The following is a 20,982-nucleotide window of genomic DNA, read 5'->3' on the forward strand; positions in this document are numbered from 1 at the left end:
GGCTCCCAAACCCTCGAATACTCACTGCCTTGAGCATCTCGGTCAACAAGCCGTCCTTGCCGGTCAGCTCCAGCCCCCGCGAGCGGGTCTCGGCGAGCACGTGATCGATCAGCGCATCCGAGAACACCTCCCGACGAAGCCCCGTAGATCGTGGCCATGGCCCAGAATCGCACGCGGGCGCACCGCGTGAGAGCACGCGGGCGCATCGCGCCGGAGTTCGCTGGCCCGCAGCGCGCGAGAGGAGATACTGGGCCGATACTGGGCGGGTGTCAGCGCCTGCCGCGGGCCTCGCGGTAGATCTCGACGAGGGAGTCGGTGGAGGAGTCGAAGGCCGGGTCGGGACGGGTGTCGACGGTGAGAGCGCTGAGCAGTTCGCCGGCCTGGGCCTTGCCCAGCTCGACGCCCCACTGGTCGAACGCGTTGATGCCGAGGATGGCGGCCTGGGTGAACACCACGTGCTCGTACAGGGCGATGAGCTGGCCCACGACGCCCGGGGAGAGCGACGGTGCGAGGATCGTCGTGGACGGCCGGTTGCCGGGCATCACCTTGTGGGGCGCGAGCGCTGGGTCGACGCCGTCGGCGAGGACCTCTTCCTCGGTCTTGCCGAACGCCAGCACCCGCGACTGGGCGAACAGGTTGGCCATCAGCAGGTCGTGCATGGACACCGCGCCCGGCTCACCCGGGAGGTAGGCGTCCAGATCCGCGCCCGGGCGGGCGATGCCGATGAAGTCGACCGGCACGAGCTGCGTGCCTTGGTGCAGGAGTTGGAAGAAGGCGTGCTGTCCGTTGGTGCCGGGCTCGCCCCAGTAGACCTCGCCGGTGGGGTAGGTGACGTCGGAGCCGTCGAGGCGCACCGACTTGCCGAGCGACTCCATGGTGAGCTGCTGCAGGTAGGCGGGGAACCGCTGCAGATCCTGGGCGTACGGTATGACGGCCTTGGACTGCGCCCCGAGGAAGCACGTGTACCAGATGCTCAGCAGTGCCATGAGGACCGGCGCGTTGCGCTCGGGTGTCTCGGTGGCGAAGTGCAGGTCCATCGTGTGGAAGCCCTCGAGCAGCTCGATGAACGCCGGCGGCCCCGCCGTGAGCATCACCGACAGCCCGATGGCCGACGGCACCGAGTAGCGTCCGCCGACCCAGTCCCAGAACTCGAACATGTTGTCCGCCGCGATGCCGAAGTCGGCGACCTTGTCGGCAGCGGTCGACACCGCCACGAAATGCGAGGCGATCGCGTTGTCGGAGCCCAGGGCATCGACGAAGTGCCGGCGCGTCGCGTGGGCGTTGGCCATGGTCTCCTGGGTGGTGAACGTCTTGGAGGCCACCACGACGAGGGTCGTGGCCGGATCGATCTCCGCGAGCGTGGCCGAGAGGTCGGCGGGGTCGACGTTGGAGACGTAGTGCGCGCGGATGCCGGCCGTCTGGAGCCCGCGCAGCGCACTGTCGACCATCACCGGCCCCAGGTCGGAACCCCCGATACCGATGTTGATCACCGTGTCGATCCGCTCACCCGTGTACCCGGTCCACTCGCCGGAGCGGACGCGGTGGGAGAAATCGGTCATGCGCGCCAGTACCGCGTGGACGTCGGCCACCACGTCCCGGTCGTCGACGACGAGCTGGGCATCGGCCGGGAGGCGGAGCGCCGTGTGGAGCACCGACCGGTCCTCCGTTGTGTTGATGCGGTCCCCCCGGAACATGGCGGCCCGCTGCGCCGGCAGTCGGGCGGCGTGGGCCAGATCGGTGAGGGCGGCCAGGATCTCACCGGTGACCAGGTGCTTGGACAGGTCCACGTGGAGGTCGCCCGCGTTGACCGTCATCCGGCGGCCGCGCTCGGGATCGGCGGCGAACAGCTCCCGCAGACTCACCTCGCCGATCGAGGGGACCAGGTCCTCCACCGCTGCCCACTGCTCCGTCGTGCTGATGTCGGTCATGACGTCGAGGCTAACCGGGAGTAACGGGGTGCCGCCGCCCGTTCCAGCGATGTGACCCCCGCAACTCCTCCCTGATCGGACCTCCCGACGTGAGCTGGGCGCCGGGGGAGTGACAGGTGCTGCTAGTGGCCCAGACGGCCCCGGCCCAGGCGCAGGAGCATGCCGGCGAGGGTCTGGCCCTCCTCACCGAGCGAGGAGAAGCGCTCGTAGACCTTGAGCTCGCGGGTGTGCACGAGCTTCGTCCCGCCCGACTTCATCCGCGTCCGGCCGATACGGCGGGAGATCTCGCTGCGGCGGACGATCGCGTCGAGGATCGTGGCGTCCAGCCGGTCGATCTCGAGCCTCAGCTCGCGGATCTCGGCCTCGGACAGTGGGTCGTCGGTGCCGGCGGGATCGGTCCCGGTGGGGTCGGTGCCGGCTGATTCCTGGCCGGCGGGGTCGGTGCTCATGGCTGAATTATCCCACTGCGCCCCGACAGCGGTGAAAGACCGTCTAATGTTTCCGCCCGTGGATGAATTCAACACGTTTCTCGCCGACATCGGATCGGTGATCTGGGGGCCGTATGTCCTCATTCCGCTGCTGCTCGGGACCGGCCTGGTCCTCACGATCCGTCTACGGATGTTGCAGTTCCGCAAGCTCGGCCCCGCCCTGCGGCTCGGGCTGCTCAAGCGGACCGACGACGGCGGCTCGGGTGACATCTCGCAGTACCAGGCGCTGACCACCGCGCTCGCCGCGACCGTCGGCGTGGGCAACATCGTCGGCGTCGCCACGGCCATCGCGCTGGGCGGGCCGGGTGCGCTGTTCTGGATGTGGATCACCGCGCTCGTCGGCATGGCGTCCAAGTACTCCGAGGCGTTCCTTGGGGTCCGGTACCGCGTCACCGACGCCCGTGGCGAGCAGTCCGGCGGCCCGCAGTACTACCTGCACCGCGGGTTCGCGGAGATCTTCGGCCGCGCCGGTGGCCGGGTGGGCCTGGTCCTGTCGATCGTGTTCGCGGTGTTCGCCGTGTTGGCCAGTTTCGGCATCGGCAACATGACCCAGGGCAACGCGGTGGCGACCCAGCTGGACAACTCCTTCGGCGTCCCACAGGTCACCACCGGGATCGTCCTGTTCGTCCTCACCGGCGCGGTGCTGCTCGGTGGCATCAAGGCGATCGGCCGCGTCACCGCCGGGTTCGTGCCGCTGATGATCGTGCTCTACCTCGTCGGCGGGACCGTCGTGCTCGTGGTCAACGCCGGCCAGATCCCGTCGGCGTTCGCCCAGATCTTCTCGGACGCGTTCACCGGCACCTCGGCGGTCGGCGGCTTCGTCGGCTCGGCGATCCTCTACGCCATCCAGATGGGTGTCGCCCGCGGCATCTTCTCCAACGAGTCCGGTATGGGATCCGCCGCCATCGCTGCGGCGGCGGCCAAGACCACGCACCCCACCCGGCAGGGCCTGGTGTCGATGACCCAGACGTTCATCGACACCATCATCGTCGTGACGTTCACCGGTCTGGTGCTGGTGACCACGGGTGTGTGGCAGGAGGGCAGCGACAGCGCCGGGACGATGACCGCCGACGCCTTCGGTTCCGCCTTCCCCGAGGGCGACAAGCTGGTGGCGGTGTCCATCGCGTTCTTCGCCTTCTCCACCATCCTCGGCTGGTCGTACTACGGCGAGCGCTGTATGGAGCGGCTCGTGGGCGCGCGCGGCGTCATCCCGTACCGCATGGTGTTCACCTGCGTGGTGTTCGTGGGGGCGGTCACCGAGCTCGAGGTGGTGTGGAACTTCGCCGACGTCATGAACGGCCTCATGGCCATCCCCAACCTCATCGGCCTCCTGGTCCTCTCCGGCCTCATCGTCCGCGAGACGCGCCACTACCTGGACAACGACCCCGGCCTGACCGCCACGGCGTCCCAGGTGAAGGAGTTCACGGGGGCCGGTCAGCGCTGAGCCCGGGGTGTCGGACCGAGTGGGTAGATTGGACCCACGATGACCGACACCGCACACGCTTCCGCCCGACCGACCACGCCCCGCTCGCCCCTCCTGGACGGGCTCAACCCACAACAGGCCGCCGCGGTCACGCACCGCGGCGGCCCGTTGTTGATCGTGGCCGGCGCGGGCTCGGGCAAGACCAGCGTGCTCACGCGGCGGATCGCGTACCTGCTGGCCGAGGGTGGCGCGCACCCGGGGCAGATCCTGGCCATCACGTTCACCAACAAGGCCGCCGCCGAGATGCGCGAGAGGGTCGCCACACTGGTCGGCCCGCACGCCGAGCGGATGTGGGTGGCGACGTTCCACTCGATCTGTGTGCGGATCCTTCGCGCCCAGTCCGCGCTGCTCGGGACGCGGAACTCGAACTTCACGATCTACGACTCGGACGACTCCCGGCGGCTGCTGGGGATGATCGCCAAGGAGCAGCAGCTCGAGGTCAAGAAGTTCACCCCCCGGATGCTGGCCACGGCCATCTCCAACCACAAGAACGAGTTGCGCGAGCCGTCCGAGGCGATGGACCGGGCGATGGAGGACTCCGACCGCACCGGGCAGACCGTCGCGGCCGTCTACACGGAGTACCAGTCGAGGTTGCAGGCGGCCAACGCCTTCGATTTCGACGATCTGATCGGGGAGACGGTCGCGCTGCTGCGTGCCCACCCCGAGGTCTCGGCGTACTACCGGCGGCGGTTCCGTCACGTCATGGTGGACGAGTACCAGGACACCAACCACGCCCAGTACGTCCTGGTGCGCACGCTCGTCGGCGGGGCGGCCGGGAACGACGACGACGAGGTGGGCGTCCCCCCGGCCGAACTCTGCGTTGTCGGTGACGCCGACCAGTCGATCTACGCGTTCCGCGGGGCCACGATCAGGAACATCGAGGACTTCGAGCACGACTACCCCGATGCACGTTCCATCCTGTTGGAGCAGAACTACCGTTCCACGCAGACCATCCTCACGGCCGCCAACGCCGTGATCTCGCGCAACCCGGGCCGCCGGGAGAAGAACCTGTGGACTTCCGAGGGCGCGGGTGAGCTGTTGGTCGGCTACGTGGCGGACAACGAGCACGACGAGGCGAGGTTCATCGCCGGGGAGATCGACAGGTTGGTCGACTCGGGTGAGGCCTCCTACTCCGACATGGCCGTGTTCTACCGGACCAACAACTCCTCCCGCGTGGTCGAGGACGTGTTCGTCCGACTGGGCCTGCCCTACAAGGTCGTGGGCGGCACCCGGTTCTACGAGCGCAAGGAGGTGCGCGACATCGTCGCCTACCTCAAGGTGCTGGGTAACCCGGACGACACCGTGGCGCTGCGCCGGATCCTCAACACCCCCCGACGAGGGATCGGGGATCGTGCCGAGGCGTGCGTAGTGGTCCACGCCGAGCAGCGGGGGATCGGGTTCGGCCGCGCGTTGCGGGACGCGGCCGAGGGAAAGGTGGCGCTGCTGCCGACGAGGTCCGTCAAGGCGATCGCCGGGTTCGTGCAGATGCTCGACGACCTGCGGGGGCGGCTGGACGGCAGCGGTCACGCCGCCGGGGAGGACTCGGCGCCCGATGTCGGGGCACTGGTGGAGGCCGTGCTGGAGAGCACCGGCTACCGCGCCGAGCTGGAGGCGTCCAACGATCCGCAGGACGCCGCCCGGTTGGACAACCTCAACGAGCTCGTCGGCGTGGGCCGGGAGTTCTCCTCGGAGGCCGCACTGCAGCGCTCCGCGCGGGAGCAGGGCTTCGGGATCGAGGACGCCGGGGAGGCCGCGGGTGCGGTGCCCGACCAGACGGATGCCGACCTCGACGAGGGTTTGGCGGAGCCCGGGTCGCTGGCGGCGTTCCTCGAACGGGTCTCGTTGGTCGCCGACGCCGACCAGATCCCGGACGAGGATCAGGGGCAGGTCACTCTGATGACCCTGCACACCGCCAAGGGGCTGGAGTTCCCGGTGGTGTTCCTCATCGGCATGGAGGACGGACTCTTCCCGCACATGCGGGCGCTGGGGGACCCGGCGGAGCTGTCCGAGGAGCGCAGGCTCGCCTACGTGGGGATCACGCGCGCCCGCAAGCGCCTATACCTGACCCGCGCGATGATGCGCTCGTCCTGGGGGCAACCCATGACCAATCCCGGGTCGCGGTTCCTGGAGGAGATCCCCACCGAGGCGATCGAATGGCAGCGCGAGGAGCCGGCCGGTGGGGGCGGTGTCGGGGATGACGACTCGTATGTCCCGCGCCGCCGCTTCGGAGGCGGTTCGGGCGGGTACGGTTCGGGCGGGTACGGCTCAGGTGGAGCCGGGTCCGCGAGTGGACGGTCGTCCGGGATCCCCCGCGCGAAGGCGTCCGCCCCCGCCCTCGAGCTGGCGCCGGGGGACCGGGTCACCCATGACAAGTACGGACTCGGCAAGGTGCTGTCCTGCGACGGCAGTGGGCCGCGGGCCACTGCGACGATCGACTTCGGTGCGTCGGGCAAGGTCCGGCTGATGCTCATCGGGGGCGTCCCCATGCAGAAGCTCTAGAGCAGAGGCGTCATGGCGCCGCCGGGGCCGGGCCTCTCGAACTATCGAGTGGGCCCGGCCGGAACAGGTCGAACTGTCAGCTACCGAAGGCGGAGGCGACGCTGCCCGCGAGCACGTCGAGACCGTGCTCGGCCAGCCAGATGACGGGATCGACGTGCTGCTGGCCGTCGTTGACGAGCACCTCGAAGTGCAGGTGGGTGCCGGTCGAGAAACCGAGGTTGCCCATACCGGCGATCTTCTGACCGGCGTAGACGCGCTGGCCCTTCTGGACGTCGACGGTCTCCATGTGGCCGTAGACCGTCATGGTGCCGTCGTCGGACATGATCCGAACCCAGTTGCCGTAGCCCTGGGCGGGGCCCGCGTCGACCACGACGCCGTCCGTGGCAGCCAGGATGGGCGTGCCGTTGACGTTGGCGATGTCGATGCCCGAGTGCATCACGCCCCACCGCATCGCGTAGGGGGAGGTGAACGCGCCGATCGCGGGGATGACGACCTTCGGCCGTCGCGCCTGCTCCTCGGCGATCTCGCGCTGGGCGTTGATCTCGGTGCCCGCGTACAGCATCGTCGAGCTGATGTCATCGGTGGACGAGCCGTCGGCAGCGGCCGGCAGGACGACCGGCGCCGGGGCCGAGGGCGTCGCCGGCGCCGAGGTCGACGGTGCACCGGGCGCGGAGGTGGCGGGGGCGGGCTCCCCGTTGGCGAGCAGGGCGATGTCCCCGGCCTCGGCCGAGTGGGTGCTCGTGTCGCTCATGGCGGAGCCGGCCGAAGCCGCGGTCACCGCGGCGCCGGCCGCGACGGCCAGGACGGCTGCGCGACCGCGCAGTGCGTGCGGCGGCGCGGGCATCCGGTGACGGCCGACCCGGTGCGCACCGACAGGGGGGATGACGACGGGAGTCGCGGCTTCCTCGAATTGCGACTTCTGCACCGTGTCGTTTCCCCTCTGCGTTCGCGCCGTGATCTTTTCGTGATGAACGTCGTCCAACGTAACGGATCGGCAACGGTGCCGCAAGGTTGTCGGCGGCGCGTGGGGGAGGGGTGCGTCACACCGGTGCGACTCGTGGTGCCCGAGGGGCTCCGGGGTGCGCATGTGTGGGGTGTGACGGTTCGGACTGCCGTCCGGTGTGATCCACTACACACAGCTACCCCCAGTGTGCGACGGGGGACACACCACGCGCCTAGGATGAGGCAGGACTCGGCTTTCGACAGGGCCGGGCGAATCTACCCACGTCAAGATGGTGAGCTGATGGATCTCTTTGAATACCAGGCAAAGGCTCTTTTCGCGAAGCATGACGTGCCCACCACCCCGGGGCGCGTCGCGGACACCGCGGAAGAGGCCGAGAAGGTTGCGGCCGAGATCGGCAAGCCTGTCGTCGTCAAGGCGCAGGTCAAGGTCGGAGGCCGTGGCAAGGCCGGCGGCGTGAAGCTGGCGGAGGATGCCAAGGAGGCCCGCGCCCGGGCCGAGGACATCCTGGGCCTGGACATCAAGGGCCACATCGTCAAGAACCTGCTGGTCGCCGAGGCCAGCGACATCGCGGAGGAGTACTACATCTCCTTCCTGGTCGATCGGTCGAACCGCAATTACCTGGCCATGTGCTCGGTCGAGGGCGGCGTCGAGATCGAGCAGGTCGCCGAGGAGTCCCCGGACCGCCTCGCCCGGATCAACATCGACCCCACGGTCGGTGTCGACGAGGCCAAGGCCCGCGAGATCGCGAAGGCCGGCCACCTGCCGGAGGAGGTGCTGGACGCCGCTGCGGTGACCATCGCCAAGCTGTACGACGTCTTCATCAAGGAGGACGCCACGCTGGTCGAGGTGAACCCGCTCGTCCGTACGCCGAATGACGAGATCCTCGCGCTCGACGGCAAGGTCACCCTGGACGAGAACGCCGAGTTCCGTCACAAGGAGACCTTCGCCGACTTCGCCGACGCGGGCACCACGGATCCGCTCGAGCAGAAGGCCGCGGAGAACGACCTCAACTACGTCAAGCTGGACGGACAGGTCGGCATCATCGGCAACGGCGCCGGTCTGGTCATGTCGACCCTCGACGTCGTCGCCTACGCGGGCGAGAACCACGGCGGCGTCAAGCCCGCCAACTTCCTCGACATCGGCGGCGGTGCCTCTGCCGAGGTCATGGCCAACGGTCTCGACGTCATCCTCAATGACGAGCAGGTCAAGAGCGTGTTCGTCAACGTCTTCGGCGGCATCACCGCGTGTGACGCGGTCGCGAACGGCATCGTCAAGGCCCTGGAGATCCTGGGCGACGAGGCCAACAAGCCCCTCGTGGTCCGGCTCGACGGCAACAACGTCGAGGAGGGTCGCAAGATCCTCGCCGAGGCGAACCACCCGCTCGTGACCCTGGCCGACAACATGGACTCCGGCGCCGACAAGGCCGCCGAGCTGGCCGCCAAGTAAGAAGCTAAAGGACCTTACACACATGTCGATTTTCCTCAACAAGGACAACAAGGTCATCGTCCAGGGCATCACCGGCGGCGAGGGCAGCAAGCACACCGCCCGCATGCTCGCGGCCGGTACCCAGATCGTCGGCGGCGTCAACGCCCGCAAGGCCGGCACGACGGTGTCCCACAAGGACGCCGACGGTAACGACGTCGAGCTGCCCGTGTTCGGTTCCGTGAAGGAGGCCATGGAGGCCACTGGCGCCGACACGACGATTCTGTTCGTCCCGCCGCCGTTCACCAAGGACGCGATCATTGAGGCCGTGGACGCGGAGATCGGGCTCGCCGTGGTCATCACCGAGGGCGCCCCGGTGCTGGACACCGCCACCGCGTGGAACTACAACGTCGCCAAGGGCGGCAAGACCCGCATCATCGGCCCCAACTGCCCGGGCATCATCACGCCGGGCGAGTCGCTGGTCGGTATCACCCCGGCCAACATCGCGGGCAAGGGGCCGGTCGGTCTGGTGTCCAAGTCGGGCACCCTGACCTACCAGATGATGTACGAGCTGGCCGACTACGGTTTCTCGACCGCCATCGGCATCGGTGGCGACCCGATCGTCGGCACCACGCACATCGACTGCATCGAGGCCTTCGAGAACGACCCGGAGACCAAGGTCATCGTCATGATCGGCGAGATCGGCGGCGACGCCGAGGAGCGTGCGGCCGATTACATCAAGGCCAACGTCACCAAGCCGGTCGTCGGCTACGTGGCCGGCTTCACCGCCCCCGAGGGCAAGACGATGGGCCATGCCGGCGCCATCGTCTCCGGCTCCGCGGGTACCGCGCAGGCCAAGAAGGAGGCCCTGGAGGCCGCGGGCGTCAAGGTCGGCAAGACGCCGTCCGAGACCGCGCAGCTGGCCAAGGATCTTCTCGACGCCATGTGATCCGCCCGCGGTGGCCCTCCCGGCCACCGCGAGTGAGCAGGCCCCAGCGACCCCCGTCATCCCCGGATGGCGGGGGTCGCGGCGTGCCGGGGGTGCCCCGCGCCGGCGGGTATCTACGGTTGTCAGAGTGAGTCCCCCACGCGTCATCCGGCCCGCTGCGAGACGGTCGCCCGCGGGTGCCCGCTCGTTGTTGTGGACGGCGGCCGCCGCGGCGCTGCCCGTCATCGTCTCCGTACTGGTGCTGGCGGCGCTCACCCTGGCGGTTCTGCTGTTCACCGCCGACGGATTCGACTCGCTGTTCGCGGTGGTCGCGGTGGAGTGGCTGGTGGTCAACCGGGTGCCGCTGACCGTGGACCGGGTCGAGCTGGGGTTCCTGCCGTTGTTGCCCGCGCTGATCTATGTGGCGGTCCTGGCCCGGCAGACCCGTGCGGTGCTGGCGGACGTCGAGCAGCCGGGCCCGCGCGAGGCGGGGGCGGCGATGGCCGGTGTGACGCTGGCGGGGCTGTTGCTGACCGGGCTGGCGACGCTGCTGGTCGGGTCGGCCGCCTCGGATTTCGCGGTGCGCGAGTCGGCCCTGCCGACGGCGTTGCTGTGGACCGCGGGTGTGGGGATCGTGGGTTCGGGGCTGGGGGTGTGGCTGTACTTCCGTCGCGACCTGCGCGAGATACTGCCGCTGTGGGTGCGCGGGGGGATCCACCTGGGCGCCGCGTTCGTCGCCGCGACGTGGGCCGTCGCGACACTGCTGGTGCTGGTCGGACTGGTGATGGCGTGGGAGCCGGTGGGGTCGGTCCTGGAGATCGGCAAGGGCGTCGTGGGCGCGGCCGCGCTCGCGGGCATCTCGGTGGCGTACCTGCCCAATGTGGTGATGACGGGGGCCGCGCTCATGGTCGGCGGGGAGGCGCACCTGGGCGAGGCCTCGTACAGCGTGTTCGCGGTGTCCCGGGGGCCGATGCCTGAGGTGCCGTTGGCGGCCGTCCTGCCCACCACCAACCCGCACTGGGTCGTGCAGGGCCTGTTGCTCGTGACGGTGTTCGTGGCGGCCGGGCTCGCGAGGTCGGTCGCGCACTGGTTCCGCACGACGGGCGACGCCGTCAAGGCGACGTGGCTGGCCGCGGGGATCGTGGCCCTGGTGATCGCGGTGAGCCCGGTCATCGCGGGCGGTCGGCTGGGGATGCTGGGCATGGTCGGGACGGGCTCGCTCATCGCGGCGTCGATGGCCCTGGTGCTGTTCGGCATCATCGGGTCGGCGACGATCGCCTTGTCGTTGGCGGGCCTGACTCGGCGCCGCGAGCGGGCCGAGAGCGAACTCGAGCGGCGTCGTCGCCGCGCCGGGACCGCCCCGGTGGTCGAGGACCCGGTCGAGGACCCGGCGGAGTATCCGGTCGAGGACCCGACCGGGAGCGGGGTGGGCGAGGTCGGCGAGGCCAGCACGTCCGGTGTCGAGGACGCTGGTGTCGAGGACGCCGGGGTCGACAGCGCCGGGGTCGACGACGAGGTCGCCGCTTCCGACACCGCCGCGGAAGCCGAGGTGGACGCGCAGCCAGACCTCGACCCGGCTGCCGACGAGGACGCCACGGTTGCCGGGGGTCCGCCATCTCCGGCGGTGGTCGAGGACCCACGGCCGGCGGAGGAGCAGCCCGCGGAGGGTCAGCCCGCCGAGGATCAGTCCGAGGAGGTCCGGGTCGACGAGGGCGAGTCCGAGGACACCCGGCGTGGGGACGCGGTGGCCGACGATGCCGAACCCGGCGATGCACAGTCCGACTCCGACGATCCGACCGGTCTGCCTGCCGAGGGCAGAGGGGCGGCCGACTAGACTCCCAGCCGTGGCCCGCGCTCCCGGTGGGTCTGAGGATCGACGGGTAGGAGAGCCGGACGTGGTCGGTAGCGAGACCCCCAGCGCCTCTCCACCCGGCGCCGGCTCCCCTGATGCCGACCCTGCCGGTGCCCGTCGCGTCGTGGTGATGGCGTCCGGTTCCGGGACCCTCGCGCAGAGCGTGCTCGACGCCGCCGACGCCCCCGGCTGCCCGTACCGCATCGTCGCGCTGGTCTCCGACCGCGACTGCGAGGCCGTCGCCAGGGCCGGCCGCGCCGACCTCCCGACGGCCGTCGTCCGGCCCGGCGACCACGCCGACCGCGCCGACTGGGACCGCGCCCTCGCCGACGTGGTGAGCGGGTTCGATCCCGACTGGGTGGTCTCGGCGGGCTTCATGCGCATCCTCGGCGCCGCGTTCCTCGGACGGTTCGACGGTCGCGTGCTCAACACCCACCCGGCGTTGCTGCCGTCGTTCCCCGGCGCCCATGCGGTGCGCGACGCGCTCGCCTACGGGGTGACCGTCACCGGCAGCACCGTCCACCTGGTCGACGCCGGCGTCGACACCGGACCCGTGATCGCCCAGCGTGCCGTCGACGTCCACCCGGACGACACCGAGGCCACCCTCCATGAACGCATCAAAGTCGTCGAGCGCGAGATGCTCGTCGACGTCCTCGCGGCCGCCGCCCGTGGCCGACTCCACATCGAAGGTCGAAAGGTGCACCTAACGTGACCGATTCCCGCAGGCCCGTCCGCCGCGCACTCATCAGCGTCTACGACAAGACCGGGCTCACCGAGCTCGCCCGGGGGCTCGCCGACGCCGGGGTCGAGATCGTCTCCACCGGCTCGACCGCGCAGCGTATCGCCGACGCCGGGGTCGCCGTGACGCCCGTCGACGCGCTGACCGGGTTCCCGGAATGCCTCGAAGGCCGCGTCAAGACCCTGCACCCGCGGGTTCACGCCGGCATCCTCGCCGACACCCGCAAGCCCGAGCACCTCGAGCAGATCGCCGACCTCGGTGTGCAGCCGTTCGAGCTCGTCGTCGTCAACCTCTATCCCTTCACCGACACCGTCGCCTCCGGCGCCGATTACGACGCCTGCGTCGAGCAGATCGACATCGGCGGACCGTCGATGGTCCGCGCGGCCGCGAAGAACCACCCGTCGGTGGCTGTGCTCGTCGACCCCGCCGGATACGGCGAGGCGCTCGAGGCCGTCGCGGCCGGTGGGTTCACCCTCGAGAAGCGCCGCAGTCTGGCCGCCGCCGCGTTCCGCCACACCGGGGCCTACGACGTCGCCGTGGCCACGTGGATGACCGCACAGACCGCGGGCGACGGGGCAGCGGGCGGCTCCGGCGAGTTCCCGGTCTGGCAGGGGCAGAGCCTCGACCTCGCCGCCACCCTGCGCTACGGCGAGAACCCGCACCAGAGCGCCGCCCTCTACACGGACGCTGCCGCCGCGCCCGGCCTCGCCCAGGCCACCCAGGTGCACGGCAAGGAGATGAGCTACAACAACTACGTCGACGGCGACGCGGCGTGGCGCTCCGCTTTCGATCACGCCGAGCCGTGCGTGGCGATCATCAAGCACGCCAACCCGTGCGGGATCGCGATCGACGCCGACATCGCGGCCGCCCACCGCGCCGCGCACGAGTGCGACCCCGTCAGCGCGTTCGGTGGCGTGATCGCAGCCAACCGCGAGGTCACGGTGGAGATGGCCGAGCAGGTCGCCGAGATCTTCACCGAGGTGATCATCGCCCCGTCCTACGCGGACGGTGCCGTGGAGATCCTGCAGCGGAAAAAGAACATCCGCATCCTCTCGGCGCAGGCGCCCGCCGAGGGCGAGTTCGAGCGCAAGCAGATCTCCGGCGGCGTGCTGGTCCAGCAACGTGACTCGCTCGACGCGGACGGCGACGTGGTCGCCGGCTGGACCAAGGCGTGCGGCGACGACGCCGACGAGCAGACCCTGCGCGACCTGCTGTTCGCGTGGCGCGCGTGCCGCGCGGTCAAGTCCAACGCCATCCTGCTCGCGCAGTCCGGGGCCACCGTGGGCGTGGGCATGGGCCAGGTCAACCGCGTCGACTCCGCCCGGCTCGCCGTGCAGCGCGCGGGGGAGCGGGTCACCGGGTCGGTCGCCGCGTCGGACGCGTTCTTCCCCTTCGCGGACGGTCTCGAGGTGCTCGCCGAGGCCGGCGTGCGCGCGGTGGTCCAGCCCGGCGGGTCCGTGCGGGACGCCGAGGTGATCGAGGCCGCGGAGAAGGCGGGGATCACCATGTACTTCACCGGCGCCCGGCACTTCTTCCACTGAGACGGCGCTTCCGAGATGGCACTGACATGACGGAGACCGGGGCCGGGGGCAGCGGCGTGGGCGAGCGGCAGGACGCCGCGGCCCCGCTGACCCCGCGCGCCCGGGCCAAGGCACGGCGCCGTGACGAGATCCTCGTGGCTGCCGCCCGCCTCATGGCCCGGCGCGGATTCCACGCCGTGCGGCTGGACGACATCGGTGCCGAGGTCGGGATCTCCGGGCCGGGCATGTACCGGTACTTCACCTCCAAGGAGGACGTACTGGCCGAGATGCTGCTCGACATCTCCCGTCGCCTGCGGGACGGTGGGCGGGCGGCGGTCGAGCGGGCCGGCGAGCCGGTGAATGTGCTCGATGCCCTGCTCGGGGTGCACGTGGACTTCGTCGCCACGGAGCCCGATCTCATCAGCGTGCAGTTCCGCGACCTCGGTTCCCTGCCGGCCGCTCCCCGGCACGAGGTGCGCACCCTGCAGCGGGAGTACGCGCAGTTGTGGGTGGACGCCCTGGTGCGGGTGCGTCCCGAGCTCTCGTCGATCGAGGCGCGGGCCCACGTCCACGCGGTGTTCGGGCTCCTCAACTCGAGCCCCCGGCTGCCGGCCATGGCCGAGGCCGACCTTCGGCGCGTGCTCACGGCGATGGCCTCGGCGGCGCTGCGGTCCTGAGCGCCTGCCCGGGTGTGTGCCGATCAGGTGAGGGCGGACCGGAGGCGGGCCATCTCCTCCCGGTAGCGCTCGACGTTCGCGAGCTTGACGTGCTCGTAGCCGCGGACCATGTCCGGCAGCTCCGCGAGCGCCACCGCGGTCGCCCGCCAGGTGGCGTCCTTGCCCACCGGGCCCGCGCGCCGCAACTCCGAGGCCAGGTCGGCGACGAGATCCCGGTACCCGGCCAGCAGCTCACGCTCGACGCGGCGGACCTCCGCGTAGCCGAAGAGGTCCATCCGCGTGCCGCGCAGTCGCTTCATCCGGGCCAACGCCTTCATCGTCGGCATGGCCCGCGGGCCGATCGAGATCTTCTTCTTCATTCCCATCGCGCGCAGCACCGGGGGATGCAACTTCAGTCTGGCCACCGCCCCTTCGCCCCAGTCCTCGTCGACCTGCGTCGCGAACTGTGGATCCACGGCCAGGCGGGCGACCTCGTACTCGTCCTTGTAGGCCATCACCTTGAACAGGTTGCGGGCCACGGCGAGGCTGAGCTGCTCGGAGGTCGGCCCGGCCGGGTCGCCGTCCTCGAGGGACCCGGCGGCGCGGACCTCCTCTACGCGCCGGACGTAGTCGGCCGCGTACGCCTCGTCCTGGTAGCCGATCAGTTCGTCGACCCGGAGCGCGACCACGTCGCGGAGCTCGTCGGAGGCGTCGGCGTCGAGGTGGGTCAGCAATCGCTCCGCCGCGGGGGAGGGCACGTGCCGGCCCGCCGTGGCCGTTCCGGCCGGGCGGTGCAACCCGGCCGCCAACGCCGCCAGGGCGTTCGGCTCGGCGACCGCCTGCCGGCCGCGACGGAAGGCCTGCAGGTTAGCGTCGACGGCCACCCCGTTGAGCTCGATCGCCCGCTCGATCGACTGCGCCGAGATCGGCAGGGCCCCGCTCTGGTACGCCGCCCCGACCATGAGCATGTTGGCGGTCTGGGTGGACCCGAAGAGCTGCTCGGTGAGCGCCCCCGGGTCGAGGTACAGCCCGCGCGAGGTGGTCGGGTCGATGATCGCCTGGATGTCCGAGGTGGTCGGGTAGTGCTCGGAGGTGTCGATCACCATCTTCCCGGTGGGTATCTGAGTGGTGGACACCACCGCCGTGGTGCGATCGGGAGCGGCCACCTTCAGGTGGGTGCTGTCCGCGCCGACCAGGCCGTCACAGCACAGGTAGAGGTCGCAGTCGCCGGCCCCGATCTTCGGGGGCTGTTCGGTCGGCGTGCGGGTCACGCGGACGTCGGAGACCACCGCGCCGCCCTTCTGGGCGAGCCCGGTCATGTCCAGGGTGCGCGCCGAGTGGCCGTCGAGGACGGCCGCGGTGGCGAGGATCGCCGAGACGGTGACGATGCCGGTGCCACCGATCCCGGTCAGCCGCAGGGAGAAACCGCGGTCGGGCGCGACCCCGGCGCGGGCCGGCTCCGGGATCGCGTCGGCCGCCAGGGCAGGCGCGGACGTCACCCGCCGGGACTTCTCACCGGGGACGACGGTGACGAACGCGGGGCAGTCACCCTCCAGGCACGAGAAGTCGAAGTTGCAGGTGGACTGGTCGATCTGCGTCTTCCGGCCGAACTCGGTCTCCACCGGATGGACCGACAGGCAGTTGGACTTCCGGCCGCAGTCCCCGCATCCCTCGCAGATGCGCTCGTTGATCACCACCCGCTCGTCCGGCGTGGGATAGGTGCCACGCTTGCGGCGGCGGCGCTTCTCGGCCGCGCAGTACTGGTCGTGCACGAGAACCGTGACCCCCGGGACGGCCGCGAGTTCCCGCTGCACCTCGAGGGTGTCCACCCGGTCGCGGACCTCCACTCCCCTCGGCAGGCCTCGGGACCGGGTCGCCCTGACGTCGTCGGTGGTGACGACGATCCTCGCGACCTTCTCGGCCTGCAGGAGCCGGAGGATCTCGGGCAGGGTCATCTCGCCGACGGGGTCCTGACCGCCGGTCATCGCCACCGTCCCGTTGTAGAGGAGCTTGTAGGTGATGTTGTCGCCGGAGGCCACGGCGGCCCGGAGTGCCAGGGAGGCCGAGTGCATGAAGGTGCCGTCGCCGACATTCTGCACCATGTGCCGCTCGGTGAGGAACGGCGCCATCCCGGTCCACTGGATCCCCTCGCCGCCCATCTGGGTGACTCCGGTGACGTGGCCGACCTGTTCCTCGTCCATCATGAGCACCATCGCGTGACAGCCGATGCCCCCGCCGACGAGCGTGCCGTCGGCGACCTTGGTCGAGCTGTTGTGGGGGCACCCCGAGCAGAAGTACGGGGTGCGGCTCGTGGCGAGCGGCAGCGCGATCCGGGAACGTCCGCGTCCCGGGCCGTCGAGCCAGGCCCGAGCCGATTCGATTCCGTGGACCGGGCCGAGACGCTGCGCCAGGCCGCGGGTGACGGAATCGACGTCGAGCTCGCCGAACCGGCTGAACAGGGTGGACCCGTCCTCGTGCGCCTTGCCGACCACGTTCGCCACCCCGGGCTTGCGGAACTGGATGTCCCGGATCATGGTCTCGATGAAGTCGCGCTTCTCCTCCACCACGATCACCTCGTCGAGACCGGACATGAACTCGTCGAGGATCGTGCGCTCCACGGGGTAGATCATGCCCAGTTTGAGGATGCGGATCCCGCGGCGGCCCAGCTCGTCGTCGCCGATCCCGAGGCGGCGCAGTGACTCACGGACGTCCAGGTAGGTCTTCCCGGCCGCGACGACCCCGATCCGGTCGTCCGGGGTCGACTGCACGATCCGGTTGAGACGGTTGAGGCGGGCGTACTCCAGCGCGCGGGGAAGGCGGATGGTGAGCTGGTTCTGCTCGAGCTCCATGAGGCTGGCCCCCAGGAGCCGACCGGACGGCACGTGCGGGCTCGTCCCGAGGTCGCCGTACACGGGCAGGATCCGGTCGGGATCGACGAGGGCGGTCGCCGAGGCGTCCGCGACGTGCGCCGAGATCTTCATCGCGGACCACAGGCCGGAGACCCGGGACAGGATCGCGGCGTGGACGCCGAAGTCCAGGACGTCCTGCGGGTCCGCGGGGTAGAGCGTCGGCATGTACAGGTCCGCGAGTGCCAACTCGGACGCGCACGGCACGGTGGAGGACTTGGCGCCCGGATCGTCGCCGACCAGCACCACCGCGCCGCCGTTCGGATCGGTGCCTATCAGGTTGGCGTGCCGCAACGCGTCGGTGGCACGGTCCAGGCCGGGCGCCTTGCCGTACCAGTACCCCACGATCCCCTGGAGGGCGGCACCGCCGGTGTTGGCGGTGGCGCGCAGGGTGCCCGTGCGCCGGGCGAGCTGGGACCCCATCACCGCCGTGGCGCCCGCCTCCTCGTTGAGGGCGGGGCGGTGCACGATGTCGAACGGCCCGAGGAACTCGCGACGCCTGGCCAGTTCGAGGTCGTACCCCGCGAGCGGCGATCCCTCGTAACCGCTGACCAGGCTCGCGGTGAGCAGATTCTGCCTGCGGTCGAGCCGTGCCCGGTCGCGGACCGTCCGGACCAGTGCCTGGATCCCGGAGAGGAAGACCGTGCCGCTCTCGCGCGTGTAGCGATCGGAGAGGGAGAACGATCCGGCGTCCGCTTGCCCGGTCCGCGGCAGGTCGTCATGCGTGCCGTCCGTGGGGTGGAGGAGAGAGGTCATGATCAACACCTGGCCTTCGCGAGACGAACGATGTCCCCCCAGGCTAGGACGAACTGTGAGGCGCGTCACGCGGCCAGTCCGAGATCGAACAGTCTGCACATTCGGGGTCCCGTGTGTGCGTCATGACTGGACCATCTGTCCACCTCGTCGTCGTATACCGTGGACACATGGACCCTTCACCCAACCTGGACGACACCGACCGGCGGCTCCTTGACATCGTCCTGTCCGACCCGCGCGTCGGGGTCCGCGAGTTCTCGCGACGACTCGGGGTGGCCAGGGGCACCGCCCAGGCCCGGCTCGACAAGTTGGAGGCGCGCGGTGTGCTCGCCTCGTGGGCGCCGAGGCTCGACCCCGCCGCCCTCGGGTACCCGCTGGGCGCGCTCGTGCACATCCAGGTGGCGCAGGCCAGGCTCGACGAGACGTGTGCGGGGCTGGCGCAGGTGCGCGAGGTGCTCGAGGTGGTGAGCATCGCCGGCGAGTTCGACGTCGTCTGCCGGGTCGTCGCGCGGGACCACGCCCACCTCGAGGAGGTGTTCAGCGCCATCATCTCCACGCCCGGCGTCCTGCGCACCCGCACCGAGGTGATCCTGCGTCAGCGGGTCGGGCCGCGCGTCACCCAGCTGCTGGGGGAGTGAGCCTCACTCCCAGATCCGGGCGAACGGATGGGCGGCCTCGTACTCCGAGGCCAGCTCCAGCAAGAGCCGGTCCTGCCCCCTGCGGGCGGAGAAGTGCACGCCGACGGGCATCCCGTCCGGCGCGTGACCGGTGGGCAGCGAGACGGCCGGCGACCCCGCGATGTTCTGCAGCGGGGTGAAGGTGACCCAGTTGGAGACCCGCTCCAGGTGGGTCTCGAACGGCAGGTCCGCGTCCAGGTACCCGACCTCCGGGGTCTCGTGGGCGACCACCGGGTTGATGTACACGTCGAGGTCGCCGAACCTCGCGTCGAACTGCCGCCGGGTCCTCGCCAACCGCAGTAGGTGCAGGGGAAGCGAGGCGATGTTCCGTCGGGCCATCCGCGCGAGCCCGATCGTGAAGGGGTCGAGTTCGGCCGGGTCGAAATCGGGGTCGAAGAGCCTGCGCCCGGACGATGACGTGCTCAGCGCGAGCAGCCCCCAGTAAGCGATGAAGTCGTCCCGGAACCCCGTCGGGACGGGAGCCTCGGTCGGCACCACCTCGTGGCCCAGTCCGGCCAGCCGCACGGCGGTCTCGCGGAGGACCGCCAGGGTCGCGGCATCGGTCGCACCGCCCGCCGGGCTCTGCTCCACGAGTCCGATGCGCAGGCGCCGTGCCGGGGCGGGGGCGACGGGGCCCACCGGGGGGACGCCGACCGGGAGGTGGCTCGCCTCGAACGCGGTGAGGAACGTGGCGGTGTCCCGGACGGACCGGGAGACCACCGACTGCGACACGATGGGGATCGGCATGCCCCGGGAGAACTTCTCGTCGGTGTGCCTACCCCGGCTCGGCTTGAACCCGACCAGCCCGGTGACCGCCGCGGGTATCCGGATCGACCCCCCGCCGTCGTTGGCGTGCGCGATCGGCAACGCCCCCGCGGCCACGAGGGCCGCGGAACCACCCGAGGAGCCGCCACTGGTGCGGCCGGTGTTCCACGGGTTGCGGGTCACCAGGCCGCCCTGCCGTTCGGTTGCGGCGGTCCAGCCGAACGGGGGCATGGCGGTGATGCCCAACGGGATCAGGCCGGTGGCGCGGAACGCACGTGCGTAGTCGCCGTCGTGGAGGGCGGGGGAGTCGGGAACGGCGGGGGAGCCGAGCCGCATCGGGGCGCCCTCGACCTGCACCGCGTCCTTGAAAGCCGACGGCACGCCGGCGAACGGCGAGGACAGGCGCGAGTCCGCGGTCCGGCGTGCGTGCTCGCGGGCCCTGTCGAAGGCGGTGAAGACCAGGGCGCCGAGCGCCGGATCCACCTGCTGGCATCGTTCGATGGCGGCCTCGACGAGCTCGGTCGGTGACACCTCGCCGCCGCGGACCCGCTCGGCGAGGGCGGTGGCGTCGTCGTACCCGAGTGCGTCGTCACGGAAGGCGTGGACCCGCGCGGTGTCGGGGTGGGGCCGGGCAGGGGCGGTTAGGGGTACCTAAGTAAGGCGAGGGTCACCTAACGCATCGGCGGGCGGGGCCCGTCTCTGGAGGCAATCGATGGCAGCGCACCCGGTCGTGTCGGATCCGATCACCACCGGCGCGCGCCGTCTGCTCGACGGAGCCGGCATCGCGACGGTCGCCGTACGCGGGACCAAGAACCGGTCGGATGTCATGGTCTCCGCCGGCCATCGCTGGGTCGGGGAGGGGGCGATCATCGTCACCGGGACCCCGGCCCCCTGGTCCGCACTGATGGTCGCGCCGGGAGAGTCGGTCGAGGTGGTCGTCATGATCGACGAGTTCGCCCCGATCGTCGAGGCCAAGGTCCACGTCGCGAGCCTGTACGGCTTCGGCGTGGCGCGTGCGGCACGGCAGGGTGAGGGCTGGGTGGTCGAGATCGAGATCGAACTCGGCGACCTCGACATCCGCCGGCTGGGGCACGAGGGCACCGTCCACGCGGGCTGCCTGGACGCGGTGCCGTCGGATCCCCTGGCATGCGAGGCGCCGGGCCTCGCAGACGAGATCCGGGCGCGCTTCGGCTCGGACCTGGCCATGCTGGCCGGGTCCGCAGACCCGGCGCAGCCGCCGTATGTCCTGGGCGTCGATCCCGACGGCCTGCATCTGCTGACGGCGCTCGGTGCCCACGCCGATGTCATCCACCTGCCGTTCCTGACCCGCGCGGAGTGCGTCAACGACGTCGTCCGCGAGATGGGTCAGTACGTGGCCCGCGCCAGCTAGTGGGCATCTCCG

Annotated in this window: 14 protein-coding genes and 1 pseudogene; 10 read left to right on the forward strand and 5 right to left on the reverse strand. The window is 70.6% G+C overall.

Annotated features, from left to right (window positions below; translation table 11 throughout):
• Nucleotides 1–269 precede the first annotated feature (269 nt).
• Complete coding sequence (gene pgi / locus AYO52_RS11435; protein ID WP_007626028.1) at nt 270–1,928, reverse strand: glucose-6-phosphate isomerase; 1,659 nt, start codon at nt 1,926–1,928, stop codon at nt 270–272.
• A 122-nt stretch (nt 1,929–2,050) separates the two neighbouring features.
• Nucleotides 2,051–2,377, reverse strand: coding sequence for a chorismate mutase (locus AYO52_RS11440; RefSeq protein WP_007626029.1), 327 nt, complete (start codon nt 2,375–2,377; stop codon nt 2,051–2,053).
• Nucleotides 2,378–2,423: 46 nt separating this feature from the next.
• Between AYO52_RS11440 and AYO52_RS11445 the strand changes: the two genes are divergently transcribed.
• Complete coding sequence (locus tag AYO52_RS11445) at nt 2,424–3,860, forward strand: sodium:alanine symporter family protein (RefSeq protein ID WP_067717318.1); 1,437 nt, start codon at nt 2,424–2,426, stop codon at nt 3,858–3,860.
• Nucleotides 3,861–3,899: 39 nt separating this feature from the next.
• Entirely contained in the window at nt 3,900–6,398 is a 2,499-nt protein-coding gene (locus AYO52_RS11450) for a UvrD-helicase domain-containing protein (RefSeq protein WP_067717320.1), read from the forward strand.
• 76 nt (nt 6,399–6,474) lie between these two features.
• On the opposite strand, the gene AYO52_RS11455 is transcribed toward AYO52_RS11450, so the two are convergent.
• Complete coding sequence (locus tag AYO52_RS11455) at nt 6,475–7,323, reverse strand: M23 family metallopeptidase (RefSeq protein ID WP_227022049.1); 849 nt, start codon at nt 7,321–7,323, stop codon at nt 6,475–6,477.
• Nucleotides 7,324–7,641: 318 nt separating this feature from the next.
• Between AYO52_RS11455 and sucC the strand changes: the two genes are divergently transcribed.
• From sucC to AYO52_RS11485, 6 genes are all read left to right on the forward strand, one after another.
• Nucleotides 7,642–8,808, forward strand: a complete 1,167-nt coding sequence (gene sucC / locus AYO52_RS11460; RefSeq protein WP_067717323.1) for an ADP-forming succinate--CoA ligase subunit beta — start codon at nt 7,642–7,644, stop codon at nt 8,806–8,808.
• 22 nt (nt 8,809–8,830) lie between these two features.
• Complete coding sequence (gene sucD / locus AYO52_RS11465; RefSeq protein WP_067717326.1) at nt 8,831–9,733, forward strand: succinate--CoA ligase subunit alpha; 903 nt, start codon at nt 8,831–8,833, stop codon at nt 9,731–9,733.
• Between the two features lie 127 nt (nt 9,734–9,860).
• A complete protein-coding gene (locus AYO52_RS11470) occupies nt 9,861–11,546 on the forward strand; it encodes a DUF6350 family protein (protein WP_067717329.1) in 1,686 nt (561 codons plus the stop codon).
• A gap of 148 nt (nt 11,547–11,694) precedes the next feature.
• Entirely contained in the window at nt 11,695–12,276 is a 582-nt protein-coding gene (purN, locus tag AYO52_RS11475) for a phosphoribosylglycinamide formyltransferase (RefSeq protein WP_067717350.1), read from the forward strand.
• The gene (gene purH / locus AYO52_RS11480; RefSeq protein ID WP_067717332.1) at nt 12,273–13,844 is read left to right on the forward strand and encodes a bifunctional phosphoribosylaminoimidazolecarboxamide formyltransferase/IMP cyclohydrolase; all 1,572 of its coding nucleotides are present in this window, start codon (nt 12,273–12,275) and stop codon (nt 13,842–13,844) included. Before purN ends, purH begins: the two co-directional genes overlap by 4 nt.
• A gap of 26 nt (nt 13,845–13,870) precedes the next feature.
• Nucleotides 13,871–14,500: a TetR/AcrR family transcriptional regulator gene (locus AYO52_RS11485; RefSeq protein WP_067717335.1), complete on the forward strand. Its 630-nt coding sequence runs from the start codon at nt 13,871–13,873 to the stop codon at nt 14,498–14,500.
• Between the two features lie 23 nt (nt 14,501–14,523).
• Here the strand turns inward: AYO52_RS11485 and AYO52_RS11490 are convergent, their stop codons facing one another.
• Nucleotides 14,524–18,141 carry an indolepyruvate ferredoxin oxidoreductase family protein gene (locus tag AYO52_RS11490; RefSeq protein WP_067717338.1) on the reverse strand — a complete coding sequence of 1,206 codons (3,618 nt, stop codon included), beginning with the start codon at nt 18,139–18,141 and terminating at the stop codon, nt 14,524–14,526.
• A gap of 167 nt (nt 18,142–18,308) precedes the next feature.
• Between AYO52_RS11490 and AYO52_RS11495 the strand changes: the two genes are divergently transcribed.
• Nucleotides 18,309–18,776, forward strand: a complete 468-nt coding sequence (locus AYO52_RS11495; RefSeq protein ID WP_067717341.1) for an Lrp/AsnC family transcriptional regulator — start codon at nt 18,309–18,311, stop codon at nt 18,774–18,776.
• 3 nt (nt 18,777–18,779) lie between these two features.
• Here the strand turns inward: AYO52_RS11495 and AYO52_RS11500 are convergent.
• Nucleotides 18,780–20,180, reverse strand: a pseudogene (locus AYO52_RS11500) (amidase); the annotation flags it as partial.
• 112 nt (nt 20,181–20,292) lie between these two features.
• Between AYO52_RS11500 and AYO52_RS11505 the strand changes: the two are divergent.
• Entirely contained in the window at nt 20,293–20,970 is a 678-nt protein-coding gene (locus tag AYO52_RS11505) for a hypothetical protein (protein WP_067717344.1), read from the forward strand.
• Nucleotides 20,971–20,982 lie beyond the last annotated feature (12 nt).

The sequence above is a fragment of the Dietzia sp. 111N12-1 genome (assembly GCF_001658045.1).
GTDB classification, from domain to species: Bacteria; Actinomycetota; Actinomycetes; order Mycobacteriales; family Mycobacteriaceae; genus Dietzia; species Dietzia kunjamensis.

Bases quoted from the DNA above. Each gene is read 5' to 3' on its own strand.
- pgi (WP_007626028.1), bottom strand. From the start codon at position 1,928: ATGACCGACATCAGCACGACGGAGCAGTGGGCAGCGGTGGAGGACCTG.
- AYO52_RS11440 (WP_007626029.1), bottom strand. From the start codon at position 2,377: ATGAGCACCGACCCCGCCGGCCAGGAATCAGCCGGCACCGACCCCACC.
- AYO52_RS11445 (WP_067717318.1), top strand. From the start codon at position 2,424: ATGTTTCCGCCCGTGGATGAATTCAACACGTTTCTCGCCGACATCGGA.
- AYO52_RS11450 (WP_067717320.1), top strand. From the start codon at position 3,900: ATGACCGACACCGCACACGCTTCCGCCCGACCGACCACGCCCCGCTCG.
- sucC (WP_067717323.1), top strand. From the start codon at position 7,642: ATGGATCTCTTTGAATACCAGGCAAAGGCTCTTTTCGCGAAGCATGAC.
- sucD (WP_067717326.1), top strand. From the start codon at position 8,831: ATGTCGATTTTCCTCAACAAGGACAACAAGGTCATCGTCCAGGGCATC.
- purN (WP_067717350.1), top strand. From the start codon at position 11,695: ATGGCGTCCGGTTCCGGGACCCTCGCGCAGAGCGTGCTCGACGCCGCC.
- AYO52_RS11485 (WP_067717335.1), top strand. From the start codon at position 13,871: ATGACGGAGACCGGGGCCGGGGGCAGCGGCGTGGGCGAGCGGCAGGAC.
- AYO52_RS11490 (WP_067717338.1), bottom strand. From the start codon at position 18,141: ATGACCTCTCTCCTCCACCCCACGGACGGCACGCATGACGACCTGCCG.
- AYO52_RS11495 (WP_067717341.1), top strand. From the start codon at position 18,309: ATGGACCCTTCACCCAACCTGGACGACACCGACCGGCGGCTCCTTGAC.
- AYO52_RS11505 (WP_067717344.1), top strand. From the start codon at position 20,293: ATGGCAGCGCACCCGGTCGTGTCGGATCCGATCACCACCGGCGCGCGC.